This window comes from Acinetobacter sp. RF14B, from assembly GCF_006864105.1.
Taxonomy (GTDB): domain Bacteria; phylum Pseudomonadota; class Gammaproteobacteria; order Pseudomonadales; family Moraxellaceae; genus Acinetobacter; species Acinetobacter lwoffii_C.
The window spans coordinates 1-17,193 of the sequence record NZ_SMTB01000011.1 but is presented as its reverse complement, the minus strand read 5'-3'; the positions used below and the strand labels follow the sequence as shown (position 1 = coordinate 17,193).

The window sequence follows — 17,193 nt, the reverse complement described above, 5'->3', positions numbered from 1 at the left end:
GCTTTTTTCTTTGAGTAACAAGCTATAAAAATTTAGATTTTTATAGCCACAAAAAAAGAGAGCCAATGGCTCTCTTTTTTTGTACTGAATAATCGTAATGATTATTGAGCCGCAGCTTCAGAAGCAGCAGTTGCGTCAGCAGCAGCGTCAACAGCAACAGCAGCAGCAGCGTCAGCTTCAGAAGCAGCAGCAGCTTCAGTAGTAGCAACTTCAGAAGTAGCTTCTACAGCAGCAGCATCAGCAGCAGCTTCAGCTTCAGAAGCAGCTTCTACAGCTTCAGAAGCAGCTTGGTTAGCGTCAGTAGCAGCGTCGTCAGCTTTTTTAGCACAACCAACGAAAGCTAAAGTAGTAGCAACTGCAGCAGCAATAGCGATTTTTTTGAATAACATGGCATCACTCTCTAAAAAAATGAGATTAAAAAAAACCGGAGTTAGGCTGTAATATGCTTTTATTATTCCTAATTTTGTCAGGGACTAACAACGCAGGAGCAGTCTAACTGGTCTGTAAATATGCTATCACCGTGGATTTTGAATTGCTACTGGCTAAACCGTTAAAAATGTAGAAAAATGATAAAAATGAAGAGTTTTTTAACAGAAAATAACAATTAATTGAAAGATTAGGATTGGAGAAAGGCAGGTTACATTTTTTAAGTTTCTGATTACTTTGTTTTATTTATTTTATTAATCAAAACCTTAAAAATAAGTTTACATGATTTCATGCATATTGTTTCAAAGTGTAAGGCTTGTCAACCAAAAAAGGCCACCTAATAGGTGGCCTTTTATGTGATGATTAATATTAATTAGATGCTTTACGTTTCATCTGGTCAAAGAACTCATCATTGGTCTTGGTTTCTTTCATCCGATCCAGTAAGAATTCCATGGCTACCAGTTCATCCTGAGTGTGGAGTAATTTACGCAGAATCCAGACTTTACGCAGATTATCTTCGGACATCAGGCGCTCTTCACGACGCGTGCCTGATTTCTTGATATTCATGGCAGGGAATACACGTTTTTCTGCAATACGGCGATCCAGGGTAATTTCTTGGTTGCCTGTACCTTTAAATTCCTCGTAAATCACTTCATCCATCTTGCTACCGGTTTCAATCAGCGCAGTCGAGATGATAGTCAATGAACCGCCTTCTTCGATATTACGTGCCGCCCCAAAGAAACGCTTTGGACGCTCCAGCGCGTGAGCATCAACACCACCTGTGAGCACCTTACCAGAGGAAGGAATCACAGTGTTATAAGCACGCGCCAGACGTGTGATTGAGTCAAGCAGAATGACGACATCTTTTTTATGTTCAACCAGACGTTTGGCTTTTTCAATGACCATTTCGGCTACCTGAACGTGACGGGCCGGTGATTCGTCAAAGGTTGAAGCCACCACTTCACCGCGAACAGTACGTTCCATTTCAGTAACTTCTTCAGGACGTTCGTCAATCAAAAGTACAATCAGGAAAACTTCCGGGTTATTGCGGATAATAGACTGGGCGATATTTTGTAGCAGCATGGTTTTACCCGCTTTTGGCGGCGCTACAATAATCGAACGTTGACCTTTACCAATCGGTGCAACCAGATCGACTACACGTGCAGTCAAATCTTCAGTTGTACCATTGCCTAGTTCCATGATCAGCTGTTCAGTTGGAAAAAGTGGGGTCAGGTTTTCAAATAGGATCTTATTACGCGAGTTTTCTGGCGTATCGTAGTTAATCTGGTTGACTTTGAGCAGAGCAAAATAACGTTCACCTTCTTTAGGCGGACGAATTGTGCCGGTAATAGTATCGCCAGTACGCAGGTTAAAACGACGGATTTGTGAAGGGCTGACATAAATATCGTCAGGACCTGCCAGATAAGAGCCTGCGGCAGAGCGTAAGAAGCCAAATCCATCTGACAAAATTTCTAGAACGCCATCACCAAAAATCTCTTCGCCATTCATTGCATGACGTTTTAAGATGGCAAAAATAATGTCTTGCTTGCGGTTACGCGCCATACCTTCAAGGCCCATAAACTCGGCAATCTTGATGAGTTCGCCAATCGGTTTTTTCTTGAGTTCGGTTAAATTCATAGGTAGTCAGATAGAATCAAAGTTCTGAGGTACAGGTTAGAAAGGGAGTAAGATTTGGCCGCATACAAGCATTCAAACGAAAGTAATTGAATTTGTAGAAGAACAATTCAGAGATCTGTTTGATTGTTTGAAAGAGAAACGTGAAAAACAATTTCTATTGCCGAGCGGCATCTTATGTAATGTATCTTTTAAGAAATTGGCAGGATTTAGCATCCTTTATCTCTTGAGTTAGAAATATAAGAGAGAAACCGCTTTTTGTCAATTTATAGTCGAAAAAAATACGCGGCGATTTGTCGCGTATTTTAATTTGAATTGGATATGCTTAGATATTTTCATCAATAAACGCAGTCAATTTTGATTTTGGTGCTGCACCTACTTGAGTCGCAATCACTTTACCGCCTTTAAACATCAGCAATGCAGGAATGTTGCGGATATTGAAATTTACTGCAGTTTGTTCGCAAGCCGTCACATCTACTTTGACAATTTTTACTTTGCCTTGGTATTCATCTGCAAGGACTTCAAGTACAGGGGCAATGGCTTTACATGGTGCACACCAGCCTGCCCAGAAGTCTACTAGTACAGGAATATCCGATTGAAGAACGTCTGCTTCGAAGTTTGCGTCAGTAGTATTTACAATGTTGCCAGACATGAAAGGCTCCAGAAATAATTTTTAAAGATGACTATATTTCTTAGTATTACATAGCCTTCTTTAACAATGTAGGGGAATCTGTAAATTTTGAAGCTTAAATCGTGTTTTGTCCAATGGATGATGACGATAGTCATCATCGTGTCATGCAATTGACATATAAATGAAAAAATAATTACGCGAAATTGTGCTGTTAAATGGCTTTTAAATTGCATGGTTGTGAATTACTCTAGGCACAATTTGTAAAAGGTTGATTTCTGAAATGTCTGATTTTTTGATTGATGAAGAGCTACTTGCAGCCATCGATATGGGATCAAACAGCTTTCATTTGGCGATTGCCCGTGTGGATCATGGCGAAGTTAAAAAAGTCGTATCAATGTCAGAAAAGGTTCAGCTGGCTGCAGGGCTGGATGAAAATAAGAATTTAACTGAGGCAGCACAGCAGCGCGGTCTGGCATGTCTGGCACGTTTTGTGGGACGTTTGGGGGCCGTGCAGCCCAACCGTTTAAGAATCGTGGCAACCAATGCGCTACGCCAGGCTAAAAACGGGGATGAATTTATTCAAAAAGCGGCTGAAATTCTGCCTAAGCCGATAGAAATTATTGCAGGGCGAGAAGAAGCTCGTCTCATTTATCTGGGTGTGTCACACACCATGGAAAATTCAGGTCGCCGCCTGGTGGTGGATATTGGTGGTGGTTCAACCGAACTGATTATTGGTGAGGAATTTGAGCCGATTCATACAGAGTCGGTGCAAATGGGGTGTGTGGCTTTTACCAAAGCTTATTTCCCTGAAGGTCAAATCAGTAGCAAGGCTTTTGATAAGGCGGTCACTGCAGCACGTAAAGAAATTTCTGGTATTGCCAATACCTATAAGGCAGCAGGTTGGGATGCGGTAGTTGGCTCAAGCGGTACGATTAAAGCCTGTCGCCAGATCTGTGTGAACATGGGCTGGAGCAATGATAAGGAACAGCTTACCCGCGAAGGTCTAGAAAAACTGAAAGACAAGCTGCTGAAATACAAACATGTCTCTGAAATGGAATTTGAAGGACTTAAAGAGGATCGCCGTGCAGTTCTGCCGGCAGGTATTGCTATTCTTTATGCCGTTTTTGATGTCCTGAATGTTCGTTATCTAACCTATTCTGATGGTGCATTACGTGAAGGGGTCATGTATGACCTGTTGGGCCGTTTTAAGCATGAAGATATTCGAGACCGTTCGGTACATGCCCTGATTGGACGTTATAGTGCCGACAGCAAACAGGCAGAGCGTGTAGTGCAAACTGCACAAAAAATGTTTGATGATATGGCTGAACAGCTTGGACTGAACAGTGATGACAGTGACCTGTTGCGCCGGGCTGCCTATTTGCATGAAATTGGTCTGGCAATCAGCCATAGTGGTTATCAGCGTCATGGTGCCTATTTGTTGCAGCACTCCGACATTGCCGGTTTTTCCCAAATCGACCAGAACTATTTGTCACATTTAGTCGCGCACCATCGTCGCAAATTGCGCACTGATGCCAAGATTGATGTGATGAAAGTGGGCGGATCTAAACTTTTATACTTGTGTTTGCTGCTTCGTCTGGCGGTTTTGGTCAATCACAGCCGCAGTGATGAGATGCTTCCTGCCATTGAACTCAAGGCAAAAAATACGCAACAATGGCAGCTCAGTATTTCCGGTGATGCCAAACAGTGGCCATTGCTAATCGCTGAGCTGCATGATGAACAGCTGCAGTTTAAAAATTGGGACATTGATCTCTCGATTCAGTCTGAACAGTTTGTTAATTAATACCTTTATAGGGATGAAAAACGGTTAACCTATGAGAAATAAAGCTACCCCATCAAAAGCATGGAAGACAGTGCAGATCGCCCGTCATCCGGAACGTCCACAATTTCTGGATTATGTTGGTGAAATATTCACTGAATTTGATGCTTTACATGGTGACCGTTTATATGGTGATGATGGTGCCATGATTGGCGGTCTAGCTCGCTTTGATGGGCAGCCCGTGATGATTGTCGGTCAGCATCGCGGTCGCAGTACCCGTGAAAAACTACAGCATAATTTCGGCATGAGTAACCCGGAAGGTTACCGCAAGGCCCAGCGTTTACTAGACATGGCGGAACGTTTTAATCTGCCGGTCTTTACCTTTATTGATACCATGGGCGCTTATCCGGGGGTAGGGGCAGAAGAACGTGGTCAGGCTGAAGCAATTGCCACCAGCCTTGCTCAACTCTCTAATTTGAAAGTGCCTGTAATTGCTACGGTACTGGGTGAAGGTGGTTCGGGTGGCGCACTGGGTATTGGTGTCGCGGATCGGGTCATTATGCTGTCTCATAGTATCTATTCTGTGATTTCGCCAGAAGGCTGTGCATCTATTTTGTGGAAAACTGCAGAGAAAGCAGAGGTAGCGAGTGAAGCGCTGGCCCTGACAGCAGACAAGCTGCAGAAAATGGGGATTGTGGAATATGTCGTGGATGAAGGTGAGGGCGCTCATTTAAATCCGGATCAGGTCATGAACAGCCTGAAAGCTGTCCTGAAAGAAGCTTTAAATGAATTGCAACCGATGGAAGCACAAGAGCGATGCGAAGCACGTTACCAACGTTTAATGAAGTTTGGCAGCGACAATTTAGGTCTGGTTTCTTAAAGCAACTGCAGGAATTTCCTGCAGAAAAAAAATTTCTAATCGGATGCAGTGGTGGCGTAGATTCTATGCTGCTGCTGCATCTGATGTTTTTTTTCTGTCCCGAAAAAGTGCGTGCCATTTATGTGGATCATCAATTGCAGCACATGAGTGCAGGGTGGGGAACTTTCGTCCAGCAGCAATGTCAGCAGCGGCATATTCCCTGCATCGTCCAGCCGGTTCAGGTCCTGAGTGGAAATCTTGAGCTTCAGGCTCGTCAGGCTCGTTATCAGGCTTATGCACAACATCTGCAAGTCAATGAAATTCTGGTATTGGCCCATCATCAGCAGGATCAGGCAGAAACCTTGATGCTGCGCCTGCTCTCTGGTGCAGGAATTGATGGTCTGGCCGCTATGAAACCGGTAGATCAGCGAGAAAATCTAACCATCTGGCGGCCATTGCTAGATATCTCCCGTGAGCAGATTTGTCAGTGGGCTATGGATTTAAATATCCAGAATATTGAAGATCCGACCAATCAGGATATTCACTATGATCGTGCTTGGGCACGTGAGCAGTTATGGCCAGTGCTGACAGAACGTTATCCTAAAATGCAGAATGCTTTGGCGCGTAGTGCCGTACTAATGCAGGATACACAGGATATTTTGCAGGAAATTGTGCAGCAGGATTTGAAATCTTGCGGCACTGCAGCAAGGCTTGATTTAACCCGGTTGAATCAATTATCTAAAGCACGACAACGCCAGCTCTTGTCGATCTGGATGAAAGGCACAGCACAATATCGTCCTGCCTTTGATATGGTGGAACGTTTGCAGCGTGAAGTTATTGCTGCAAAACTGGATGCTCAGGCTGCACTGCATTGGCAAGGCTATTATTATGTGCGTTATCAGCAACAGCTCTATCGCTTAACAGCTGCTGTTTATCAGGCAGATCGAAATGCTATTCCCGTTGAGCAAGTCCTGCAGTTGAACTTGGCTGCCAATGTGCGACTGCCTTCAGGAAGCTTTAAAATTCAGCAGGCAACTGTGGGTTTATCCAGAGATTTACTGAATCGGCGGCTGAAACTGACACGAAGACAAGGCGGTGAAAAAATCCATTTGCATGGACGTGTAGGTAACTGGCCCTTAAAGAAAGCCATTCAGGAAGCGCAAATATTTCCCTGGACACGACATACGATTCAAATATTAAGCACAGATAATGTTATGCTAGGCGTGTTTACACCTCAGGGATTCTGGTTGGCTCAATCTGCATATTGTACAGCAGGGGGGTGGCTACCTATTTTGGTTTCTTCGACATTAGAACTCAACGACGAGCATTGAACATGAGTGCAGCTTTAAATTGTAATATCTGTTTTATCGGTGGCGGTAATATGGCGCAGGCTTTAATTGGCGGCCTGATTTCACGAGGATTGGCAGCAACACGTATTACAGTGGCTGATCCGGTTGAAAAAGTCCGTACGCTGCTGGCAGAAAAAGATATACATGTGACTGATGATAACCAGGCTGCGATCAAAGATGCGGATATTGTCGTGTTTGCAGTTAAACCTCAGGTGCTGGCTAGCGTACTGCTACCCTTGAAAGGATTGGTGAGTGACAAGCTGATTATTTCTATTGTCGCAGGTGCAGAAATTGCGACTTTGTCGCGACTATTGGGGGCGGAACGTATTGTACGGGTGATGCCAAATACTCCGGCGCTGGTGCAAACCGGCGCACATGGACTATATGCCCATGACAATGTCGAGGCAACTGACCGAGAGCTGGCCAGTCAAGTTCTCGCTTCTACTGGTCTGACAATTTGGGTAAACTCAGAGGCACAGATTGATGCAGTGACAGCTGTATCCGGTTCGGGACCTGCCTATTTTTTCTATATGATGGAAAGCATGATCCGTGCGGGCAAAAATTTAGGTCTGGATGAGAAGACTGCTACTGCTCTAACTTTGCAGACTGCATTAGGTGCAGCGCAGATGGCCATTACCAGCTCTAATACACCCGCTGAACTGCGTAAAAATGTAACTTCTCCTAATGGGACAACGCAGGCAGCGCTGGAGGTTTTTGACCGTGCGCAAATCTCGCAGAATATTCAGGCAGCTTTGGCGGCTGCACAAAAACGTAGCCAAGAACTTGCACAAGAACTTAGTGAAAGTAATCAATCTTCAGTTTAATTTTTAGGAACGTTCAAGTATGGGTGCAAATTCTGCGCTAATTTTTGGCATTATCATTAACGTCGCGATTTTGCTCGTATTCTTCCGCTTTTTAATGCAACTGGCTGTCATCAGTCCCTATAATCCGGTAGTACTTTCAACTGTCAAGGCGACAAAAATTGTAGATGTATTCGGTCGTATCTTTCCGACCCTGGCCAAAGGCCGGGTCAATACGGCAGCTTTGGCCTTGCTGGTGGTGTTATATCTACTCAAGATTTTTGGCATGATGTATTTGTCCGGAGGGATGCCGAATGGCCCTGTACATCTGCTGATTTTGACTTTTGTCACGATGATTCAGGATCTGATCCGTTTCTGTCGTTATCTGATTTTTGCAGCCATTATTTTAAGCTGGGTGGTCATGTTTACCCAATCGCGTTCTCCTTATATTGAGGTAGTGCAGGAACTGGCTGAACCGATTCTGGCACCATTTCGCCGTATTATGCCGAATATGGGCATGATTGACCTGTCTCCAATTATGGCGATTCTGGCCTTGATCATTATTGAAATGATTATGAATCAAGTTGCCATTGTCTTGTTGACTGGCCTTTAACAAGATTTTAAAAAAGGATGCTAAGGCATCTTTTTTTATAGGGGACAAATGGGAAACTCTTTTAATGAAGAGCTCTGGTTTAATTTGCCCCCAGAAAACCCTTGAATGGCACATTAAGCAAGCAAATTAAAATGATGGGTTTTATCCTGCTCCCTTCAGTGCAACTCTGGTCTCGGGACAGATAAATATAGTGTCTAGGTGAAATATTTACCAAGGAGCGTGTGATGTCCAGTCTATTTATTGTCATGCTTGGAGGCCGTCATGTGCGGGCAAATACAGAAGTCCATGATGTGGTTCTGGCGGTGGGGGGAAGTCTGGAAGAAACCTATCCGCAACTGAAAAATGCCTGGTTTGGCGAACAGCAAGGTTTACATATAGATGCCTGGGCGCAGATTCATGGCGTAGAGTTTGCAGGAAAGCCCTACCAGATTCAATTTACGGATGCCGCACCGAATCAGGCGAATGAAAAACTCTGGCTTATTAATTTGGGAGGCTATGATGCACATGAATTTGGCGAGCTGCATCGTTATGTGCTGGTGGTCGCACAAAATGCCATGGTCGCCAAGCAGCGGGGTAAAGCCCATTTTGCACGGCACTGGCAAAAACAGCATACTGATCGAGTGCTAGATATAGATGACTGCATTGCCATCGAGCATGTCTATGGCCGTTATATCCAGCTGGTCGAGGGTGAGTTTAAGCCTAATCGCTGGGAAAATACCTATCTGTCGATTTAAATGGATGAAATGATAAACAGAGGGTGATGTAGCAGATCTCGACGAGTGGTAGCAAAAAACGCTTTATCAAATCTTAATAATGGGCATAATACGATTAAAAATATCGTTTCTGAATAAGATGGAATGTCTTAAATGGATTTAATTCAGGCAAATGGACAACCGCGTTACGGACGTTTTAAGGAAATTCCCAAAAGCATTGATTATGATGCCTATCGCTACAGAACCCCTTATGGAAATACGGTTTCGGGTTGGCGTAAACATTTAAAGTATAAAAAATTCAAGTTTTGTAGTATTCAGCACGAGCACTATACGATTGGTCTGGCGATTGCCGATATCGCATGGGCTGGGCATAGTTTTGTCTATATCTATAATCATCTCACCAATGATGTACAGGAATGGAAGGCGATTAATTTTCTGGCACGGCATACGGTACTGGATGAGCAGCCGCTGTTTAATCATAGTTATTTTAATAAGTCACCTTTTCAGATCGAGATTCAGCATAGCAACGGGGTGCGTTATATCAACGTTACCAAATATGGAGAAATCAAACTTTCGGCCCGCATCTTCTGTGCAGGAACAGAGCCACTGAGTATGTGCAGTCCGACCGGAATTAATGGCTGGACCTATACCCAAAAATTGACCACGCTGGCATGTGAAGGGTATTTCGTCAACAAGCAGGGCCAAACCCTGCAATTTAATGAACGGACTTTTGCCTCTCTGGATGATACTTGCGGCTTTTTGCGCCCTGAAACGGCATGGTTCTGGCTGTCCAGTAATTTTAGGGATGCCAATCAAAACCGGATCGGGATTAATCTGGCATCTGGTGTCAATGAAAGTTTTGGCAATGAAAACTGTTTATGGGTGAATGGAAAGATTTATCCACTCGCAGATGTGCTGTTTCAGCAGGAAAATGAAAACCAGTGGAGTATTCAGTCGCTGGATCAACGTTTAAATCTGACAGTTAAAACCGGCTGGCGTCGTTATGAGAATCTGAATCTGCGTTTGGTCGGTAGTCAGTTCAGTCAGTGGCAGGCCAAAATCTGTGGCACCATTCAGCAAGGTGATCAGGAAATTATTCTGTTAAATGAATATGGGCTTTTAGAGCAGCACTATGCGAAGTGGTAAGCTTTTTTTAATACCTGCCTCCTTAAAGAGTCTTTCCTATCCTATTCAGAATATGAGTCAGTTTCGGTGTTTAGAAATAGACACCTTATTTTTTACCTCCAGTTACCTGATAAAAATGCCAGTCCATATTGTTTAGGGACTGGCATAATTCAAGCGTGAAGACTTTTTACAATCTGCTGGCCTATCTTTGCTGAGCACTTAAGCTTGTGCGGCCTGCCAGAATGCTTCACCTGCCAGAATTGGATTATTGGTTTCCTCCAGAGTTTTGACCCAGACTTCGTATTGCGCAATGACTGGGTGTTGGCTTGGATGGAAGTCAGCTTTAAACCAGTCACGATATTGCTTGCCCATGCGTGTTAGCACCCCTTTTCTACCAAAGAACCACGGCAGGCCTTTGAGGTTCATTTGCCAGCGCTGTAGTCGGTTAAAACCATCATATTTCAACATGATATTTGCGCGGTAGAGGGTAAAACCGAACATCACCACCGTGATAAACGGCAGGGCCGCTTTACGGGTTAATTCGGGTGTTTTGGCGACCTCTTTCATCACATCGAAGGCCACATCACGGTGTTCCATTTCCTCAATGGCATGCCAAGCGAAAAGAGCGCGCACATAAGGATGTGCTGCAGCCAGTGTCTGCTTATGGGCATAAAACGTTTCTGCCATTAAGGCGGTTAAGTGTTCTGCAGCAGCAGTGACGGCAATATTGTAATGTGGTGAACGGTACTTGAGATCTCTGTTCATCATACTATTCAAGCGGCTAATAAACTGGTCAACCGGCATCCCTTGCTCACGCATCAGATCATTCATTTGGTCATGTGCAATACCATGCTGCGCTTCCTGACGAATAAAATCGGCTACACGCTGCTGTAGCTTGGGGTCTTTGATTTGGTCGCGAAACAGTCGCACACTCAGAATAAAATAGCGCTCGCCATCTGGAAAGGTCAGGCTGAGCGCATCAAACATGCGGGTCAGAAAAGGATCACCGCCAAACCAGTAACGTGGAATTTCATCAAGCTTGAAATCAAGATTGCTACGGACCACAGGTTGTATGGTGGATTTTACTATAGCGTTCATTTACTTTTATTCTTTTTTCTGGAGATATTGACAGTATGTCGGAGAGTGGGTGAATTGTTTTGACAGATATTGCCAATTTTTATACATTTTACGCCAGAAGAAATAAAAAATATATCGTGTTGCAGCCGTGATTGGGAATCGCTATGCAAGAGATCAAAATATCCAATGGTTATATCCAGCTGTGGGCAAGTTATTTACGAAGCCGGCAGATTGATCCTTTACATGCTGATTTCCTGAAAGATTTTAAGGAGCAATTGCAAGGCTTGATTGATCAGCCTTTTGATATACAGGTGCCACTGCAACTGCTTAACAATGTATTGCTCAGCACCCGGCAGCATCTTGATTGTCCGCAGTTAATTTTTGAAATTGTCCAGGAAATCAGGCCAGAGCATTTTGGTGTGCTGGGTTATATGGCTTCCAAAAGTAGCAGCATTTCAGAAATCATCGGTTATATCATACGCTTTCAACGGCTGGTGGTGGATGGCAGTGATCTTATTCCTTTTCAACTGCGACAGCATGAACAGAGTGTCGAGTTGTACTGGGCTTTTCTGGAGGAACGTTATAATGTTCTGAATGAACTGACCATAGCGGCAATGGTGCAACTGGGCCGTTTTATTTTGCAGGAGCAGCCTTTGTTGTTGCGCAGCATCCACTTTGCACATCGGCCTGAGATTGCAGTGATTCATTTTCAAAAGTTTTATGCAACAGAGCTTAAATTTTCTCAACCTCATTATGCACTGGAGCTGGATGTGCAAGGCCTGAACCTGAAATCTGATCAGGCTGACCCGATGCTGCTGCAACTGTTAATTCGTCAGGCTGAAGGGGAAATTGCCGCCCGGCCACAACTGGAATCGACGCTGCAACATGCCCAAAGGCTGATTACAGATCACTTGCGTATGCACCAGCAAGCTTTAAAAATTGAACAGCTGGCAGAACATCTGCTGCTGTCTGTCCGTACTTTGCAGCGTAAACTTGCCGAGCAGGGCACAAGCTTTAAAAAGCTGCTGGAACAGGAGCGGATAAAACGTTGTGATCTGCTGCTCCAGCAGGAGATCAGCTTGAGTGAGATTGCCGAGCAGCTGGACTATTCTGACCAGTCTGCCTTGGCACGTGCTTATAAGGCAGCAACGGGCCGCACTTTATTACAATACCGTAAGCAGCCCAAACAAGATCAGCGTTAACAAAGCGCTCTGTGATGACCGTCATCTCAAGAGACACATTTAAGCGGTTTTTAGTTTTGGGTAACGTACCGCAATTGCGATTACGGCAAAAATTGCCAAAATCCAGCAGTAATATACGCCACCAATCAGTTCGACCGGAGAGAGTTTGGCAATTGAACATGCCAGCAGCAACTGTGCGCCATAAGGAATCAACCCCTGAACGACGCAGGAAAAAATATCCATTAGGGCAGCGGCTCGTTTGGGATCTACGCCGTATTCTTTGGCTACTTCACGGGCCATATCTCCCGACAGGATAATGGCCACGGTATTATTTGCCACAAACAGATTAGAAAATACCACCAGAAAACTGATGCCAATTTCGCCAGCGCGTTCACGGCCGACCTTAAACAGGCGCGTCAATGCATAAATGCGTTCGATCAGCCAGCGCAAGCCACCTTCACGTTGCATGAGAGCAGACAGACCGCCCAAGAACATGGAGAGCAAGGCCACCTCAAACATGCCAACAAAGCCATCATAAATTGAAGTGTTCAGCTTGAGCAGATTAAAACCGGGCGTAGCAAACAGGCCGAACAGGCTCGATAACAATACGCCCATACTCAGCACGGCTAAAACATGCAAACGGCTAAAGGCCAATAAAAAGACGGCGATATAAGGAAGAATCAGGATCCAGTTGAAATCCTGATATGCCACAGGGCTGGAACGACCGATACTTACAATATAAATCAGAATCGTGATTATGGAAGCCGGAACGGCAATCCAGACATTGACTCTGAACTTGTCACGCAGTTGTACACGCTGACTGGTCGTGGCGGCTATCGTTGTGTCGGAAATCATCGACAGGTTATCACCGAACATGGCGCCACCCACAACTGCTCCAATTGCATAAACTACTGCAATATCCGTTGCTTGACTAAAACCAAAAGCAATTGGCGCACAGGCTGCAATAGTCCCCATAGAGGTCCCCATTGCCGTTGCCAGAAAGGCTGAAATCACAAATAGCATGGGCAGGACAAATTCAGGGGGAATGATCGACAAAGCCATCTGTACCGTTGCATCGACACTGCCAATGGTACTGCTCACATTGGCAAAGGCCCCGGCCAGCATAAACACCATGAACATCAGTACCAGATTGGGATGGCTGGCTCCTTTTAAAAATGCTTCAATTCCCTGATTCAGTTTGCCACGATACAGCCAGACTGCCAGCATGATGGCAGGCAGTGCGGCAACTGGCGCTTTGACCTGATAAAACGCAAACTCCGTTCCGATCAGGGAATGATAGATCCCGCTACCTAAAAAAATGGTTAAAAATACAATAAGCGGCAGCAGTGCAATGGCGTTGGCCTGCACGCTAGCTTCGGAATCAGTCTGCATAGGAGATAAAAAATTAAAAGAATGCGGTTAGTATAAAGCAGGTTTTGCAATTTCCGAAAACTTTAAGTGAATGCGCTAACATCTGTATTTTTATAATTTTTATATATTAAAAATAAGTTTATCTAAGTATTCAATATTTTAGGGCATAGTAAAATTAGGCATCTTTGATCATTGAGAAAAAAATCAAAATAATCGTAAATAGAGCCTTCCGGGTTGTTCTGAAATCTTCATACAGGAAAGGAAATACCAGAGGTCGATGCTGCACACTGTTCAATGGACAAAAAATAGCGTTACAATGCGATGTCTTGTATTTCTACATAGTCAATGCCTCAAGTTTAAAATACGTTAAGGAAAGCTCAGCCCTATGTCACGTTTAGCCACACGATTTGAACAACTTAAATCTCAACAGCGTAAAGCTTTGGTTTCTTATTTAATGGCTGGTGATCCGCATCCAGAGGTCACTGTACCTCTTCTTCATCAGATGGTGGATGCAGGGGTGGATGTGATTGAGTTGGGTCTTCCTTTTTCTGACCCGATGGCGGATGGTCCGACCATTGCCCTAGCTGCAGAACGCGCGCTGGCAGGTGGAACCAATACGCTCGATGCGCTGCATATGGTGAAAGAGTTTCGCTTGAAAGATCGCGAAACACCTGTGGTGCTGATGGGCTATCTAAATCCGGTCGAAGTCATTGGCTATGAAAAATTTGTCGCTTATGCCTATGAATGCGGTGTAGATGGTGTGCTTCTGGTCGATCTTCCACCAGAAGAAGCAGCAGATCTGGGTCAGGTCTTGGAAAAATACGAGATGGACCAGATTTTCTTGCTGGCACCGACCTCAACTGATGAGCGCATTCAGCATGTAGTTAAACAGGCCGGTGGCTTTATTTACTACGTGTCGTTAAAAGGTGTGACCGGTGCTGCGACTTTAGATGTGTCAGAAGCAGCAACACGTATTCAGAAAATTAAGGCTGAGACAGATATTCCTGTAGGTGTGGGTTTTGGTATCAGTGATGCTGCATCTGCGAAAGCGATGGGTGTTGCTGCCGATGCAGTCATTGTGGGGAGCGCATTTGTTAAACATTTCGCATCTCTCCCGCCAGAACAGGCCGTTATTGCTACGGTGAATAAAGTCAAGGAGCTTCGAGCAGCGCTCGATGAGTTAGTATGAGTCAACAAGTGAAATCAGGCAAAATTCTGAGCCCATCGACCCCATGGACGGAGCGTATTGTTCCGGGTATTCATGTTCCTGATGAGCAAACCACCCTCAAAGCCACATTTACAGAACCTACTATTGAATGCCCAGAATGTCATGCTTTGGTGACACGTACGGCGATGTCATTTAATGCCTATGTTTGTCCGCAATGTGATGAACATCTGAAAATGAAAGCACGTGACCGTCTCAACTGGTTCTTCGATCAGGTGGAAGCGGAAATGGGCCAGGAATTCACTGCGAAAGATCCACTAAAATTTGTCGACAGTAAAGCTTATCCGGAGCGGATGTCAGAAGCGCAAAAGAAAACTGGTGAGACTGAAGCCCTGATTGTGATGCAAGGGTTGCTGAAAAACGTGCCGATGATTGCATGTGCCTTTGAGTTCGACTTTATGGGCGGTTCAATGGGTACGGTTGTGGGTGACCGTTTTGTGCAGGCAGCAGAGCGTGCAATTAAAGCGCGTCAGCCTTTAATCTGCTTTGCAGCATCTGGTGGTGCGCGTATGCAGGAAGGCATGCTCTCTCTGATGCAAATGGCGCGTACTTCAGCGGCTATCCAGCGTTTAAAAGAAGCTGGCCTGCCTTATGTAGTGGTTCTCACCCATCCGGTTTATGGGGGGGTGACGGCTTCTCTGGCAATGCTGGGGGATGTACATATTGCCGAACCTAAAGCCATGATCGGCTTTGCAGGTAAACGGGTAATTGAACAAACCGTGCGTGAAAAACTGGATGAACCATTCCAGCGTGCTGAATATTTGCTTGATCATGGTGTAATCGATCAGATTGTTCACCGTCATGCATTACGTGATACAGTTTATCGCATTGTGACTAAACTGATGAACTTGCCTTGAATACAGCACCATTAGCAACAGATTCTTTGGATACATGGCTCGATTATTGGAGCCATGTTCACGTTACAGGTATTGATTTAGGGCTGGAGCGGGTCATTCCGGTAGCTGAAAAGCTAGGCGTGACCGACCCGGCTGCCAAAGTGCTGACCGTGGCTGGAACTAATGGGAAGGGTTCAACCACCACTACGCTGGCTGCCATTTTAAATGCGCACGGCTTTAAAGTGGGGCTATATCAGTCTCCGCATGTATATCGTTTCAATGAACGGGTCAAATTACGCGGCATTGAAGTCGAAGATCAGTTACTGATCGATGCGTTTGTACAGGTCGATCAGGCACGCCGTGAATGTGATTTAAGCCTGTCTTTTTTTGAAGCCACTACGCTGGCTGCTTTCGTTATTTTTAAAGATCAAGATTGTGATGTCTGGGTGCTGGAAGTCGGCCTGGGCGGGCGTCTGGATGTGGTCAATGTAGTCAATCCAGATGTTGCAGTCATTACCAATATTGGTCTGGATCATACCGACTGGTTAGGGGATACTATCGAGAAAATTGCCTTTGAAAAGGCTGGTATTATTCGTCCAAATATTCCGGTAATTTTTGGCGGACAGCAACAGATTCCACAGGCGATTTTAGATCAGGCGGCTAAGTCTAACGCACCCTTGTATGCGATCAACCGTGACTATTTTTATGAAGCCTTTGAAGAGGGTAAAACCTGGGCATTTGCGTCTTCAGGCACGACCTTAAAATTACCGACAGGCTCACTGGCCTTAGAGAATATCTCGACAGCAATTGCAGCTCTTCTGCTGAGTGGATTAAAGCTTCGTCAGGAAGCAATTGCCGAAGGCATACAATTGGCCAAGTTGCCTGGACGGTTTGAAATTCGTGAAATTCAAGGTAAAGCCGTGATTTTTGATGTAGGGCATAATCCGCACGGCGTCGAGTTTTTATTAAAGCAATTGCGTAATTATTTAAAATATAATAATAAATACAAAGAAGTGATTTGTGTTTTTTCCATGTTGGCTGATAAAGATATAAATTCTGTCGTTAAGTTATTGAAAGAACATATCCGATTGTGGAAAATTGCACCATTAGCGGTTCCGCGTGCGGCAGAGGTCACAGCTTTGACGGAAGCTTTGAGCGGGGAAGCAGTAGAGCAATTTAATAAGGTGCAATTCGCTTTTAAGTCAGCGCTGGATCAGGCAGATAATCATCAGCTGATCTTGGTATGTGGATCATTTCATACCTTAGAAGCGGTATGGGAGTATTTGGAAGAATGTCAATGAATAATAAACAGCGCTGGATGGGCGGTGTTGTTTTACTCGGTGGTGGTGTTTTATTGGCAGCATTACTTCTGAAAGGTCAGAATGAAATTCAGCAGGAGCGTCAACAAGGTCCGGTGCAGACGATGGAAGCAGAAAATAAAGAGGCTGTGAATAATTCATTAGGCTCTTTAACTGTGGATGTAGAAACTGAAAAGCGTTTACTGGAGCAGCAGCGCCGTGACCGTGAAAAAGCCGTTGCTGAGCAAGAGGCGCGTGCAGCTGAGTTCCTGGCAAT

The 17,193-nt window shown here is 44.8% G+C and carries 16 protein-coding genes and 1 pseudogene; 12 read left to right on the top strand and 5 right to left on the bottom strand.

The genetic code is table 11. The annotated features are described in order from the left end of the window. Positions 1-101 precede the first annotated feature (101 nt). The 3 genes from E2K52_RS03205 to trxA form a co-directional block, all read right to left on the bottom strand. The gene (locus E2K52_RS03205; protein ID WP_151203643.1) at positions 102-389 is read right to left on the bottom strand and encodes a hypothetical protein; all 288 of its coding nucleotides are present in this window, start codon (positions 387-389) and stop codon (positions 102-104) included. A 406-nt stretch (positions 390-795) separates the two neighbouring features. Further along, positions 796-2,064: a transcription termination factor Rho gene (gene rho / locus E2K52_RS03200; protein ID WP_151203641.1), complete on the bottom strand. Its 1,269-nt coding sequence runs from the start codon at positions 2,062-2,064 to the stop codon at positions 796-798. 322 nt (positions 2,065-2,386) lie between these two features. Next, positions 2,387-2,713: a thioredoxin gene (gene trxA / locus E2K52_RS03195; RefSeq protein WP_151203639.1), complete on the bottom strand. Its 327-nt coding sequence runs from the start codon at positions 2,711-2,713 to the stop codon at positions 2,387-2,389. Positions 2,714-2,972: 259 nt separating this feature from the next. Here trxA and ppx point away from each other — a divergent pair, with 259 nt between their 5' ends. The 7 genes from ppx to E2K52_RS03160 all read left to right on the top strand — a co-directional run bounded on the left by ppx (position 2,973) and on the right by E2K52_RS03160 (position 9,949). Beyond that, positions 2,973-4,493: an exopolyphosphatase gene (gene ppx, locus E2K52_RS03190; RefSeq protein WP_151203637.1), complete on the top strand. Its 1,521-nt coding sequence runs from the start codon at positions 2,973-2,975 to the stop codon at positions 4,491-4,493. A 31-nt stretch (positions 4,494-4,524) separates the two neighbouring features. Continuing rightward, positions 4,525-5,349 carry an acetyl-CoA carboxylase carboxyltransferase subunit alpha gene (locus E2K52_RS03185; RefSeq protein WP_151203635.1) on the top strand — a complete coding sequence of 275 codons (825 nt, stop codon included), beginning with the start codon at positions 4,525-4,527 and terminating at the stop codon, positions 5,347-5,349. Next, complete coding sequence (gene tilS / locus E2K52_RS03180) at positions 5,286-6,659, top strand: tRNA lysidine(34) synthetase TilS (RefSeq protein ID WP_151203633.1); 1,374 nt, start codon at positions 5,286-5,288, stop codon at positions 6,657-6,659. Before E2K52_RS03185 ends, tilS begins: the two co-directional genes overlap by 64 nt. A gap of 2 nt (positions 6,660-6,661) precedes the next feature. Beyond that, positions 6,662-7,501 carry a pyrroline-5-carboxylate reductase gene (gene proC, locus E2K52_RS03175; protein WP_151203631.1) on the top strand — a complete coding sequence of 280 codons (840 nt, stop codon included), beginning with the start codon at positions 6,662-6,664 and terminating at the stop codon, positions 7,499-7,501. A gap of 19 nt (positions 7,502-7,520) precedes the next feature. Next, positions 7,521-8,090, top strand: a complete 570-nt coding sequence (locus E2K52_RS03170; RefSeq protein WP_151203629.1) for a YggT family protein — start codon at positions 7,521-7,523, stop codon at positions 8,088-8,090. A 224-nt stretch (positions 8,091-8,314) separates the two neighbouring features. Then, complete coding sequence (locus E2K52_RS03165; protein WP_151203627.1) at positions 8,315-8,824, top strand: DUF1543 domain-containing protein; 510 nt, start codon at positions 8,315-8,317, stop codon at positions 8,822-8,824. A gap of 132 nt (positions 8,825-8,956) precedes the next feature. Next, positions 8,957-9,949 carry a DUF2804 domain-containing protein gene (locus E2K52_RS03160; protein WP_151203625.1) on the top strand — a complete coding sequence of 331 codons (993 nt, stop codon included), beginning with the start codon at positions 8,957-8,959 and terminating at the stop codon, positions 9,947-9,949. Positions 9,950-10,147: 198 nt separating this feature from the next. On the opposite strand, the gene E2K52_RS03155 is transcribed toward E2K52_RS03160, so the two are convergent. Then, positions 10,148-11,026, bottom strand: a complete 879-nt coding sequence (locus E2K52_RS03155) for a metal-dependent hydrolase (protein ID WP_151203623.1) — start codon at positions 11,024-11,026, stop codon at positions 10,148-10,150. Between the two features lie 143 nt (positions 11,027-11,169). Between E2K52_RS03155 and E2K52_RS03150 the strand changes: the two genes are divergently transcribed. Continuing rightward, a complete protein-coding gene (locus E2K52_RS03150; RefSeq protein WP_151203621.1) occupies positions 11,170-12,207 on the top strand; it encodes a helix-turn-helix transcriptional regulator in 1,038 nt (345 codons plus the stop codon). Positions 12,208-12,246: 39 nt separating this feature from the next. On the opposite strand, the gene E2K52_RS03145 is transcribed toward E2K52_RS03150, so the two are convergent. Next, on the bottom strand, positions 12,247-13,578 hold the full coding sequence (locus E2K52_RS03145; RefSeq protein WP_151203619.1) for a Na+/H+ antiporter NhaC family protein: 1,332 nt from the start codon (positions 13,576-13,578) through the stop codon (positions 12,247-12,249). A 364-nt stretch (positions 13,579-13,942) separates the two neighbouring features. On the opposite strand from E2K52_RS03145, the gene trpA reads away from it, so the two are divergent. From trpA to E2K52_RS03125, 4 genes and pseudogenes are all read left to right on the top strand, one after another. After that, positions 13,943-14,746: a tryptophan synthase subunit alpha gene (gene trpA, locus E2K52_RS03140; RefSeq protein WP_151203617.1), complete on the top strand. Its 804-nt coding sequence runs from the start codon at positions 13,943-13,945 to the stop codon at positions 14,744-14,746. Further along, on the top strand, positions 14,743-15,639 hold the full coding sequence (accD, locus tag E2K52_RS03135) for an acetyl-CoA carboxylase, carboxyltransferase subunit beta (protein ID WP_151203615.1): 897 nt from the start codon (positions 14,743-14,745) through the stop codon (positions 15,637-15,639). The genes trpA and accD overlap by 4 nt, the downstream gene beginning before the upstream one ends. Continuing rightward, on the top strand, positions 15,636-16,919 hold the full coding sequence (gene folC, locus E2K52_RS03130; protein ID WP_151203613.1) for a bifunctional tetrahydrofolate synthase/dihydrofolate synthase: 1,284 nt from the start codon (positions 15,636-15,638) through the stop codon (positions 16,917-16,919). Before accD ends, folC begins: the two co-directional genes overlap by 4 nt. Next, positions 16,910-17,193 (top strand): annotated as a pseudogene (locus E2K52_RS03125) (SPOR domain-containing protein); the annotation flags it as partial. The gene folC and the pseudogene E2K52_RS03125, both read left to right, overlap by 10 nt.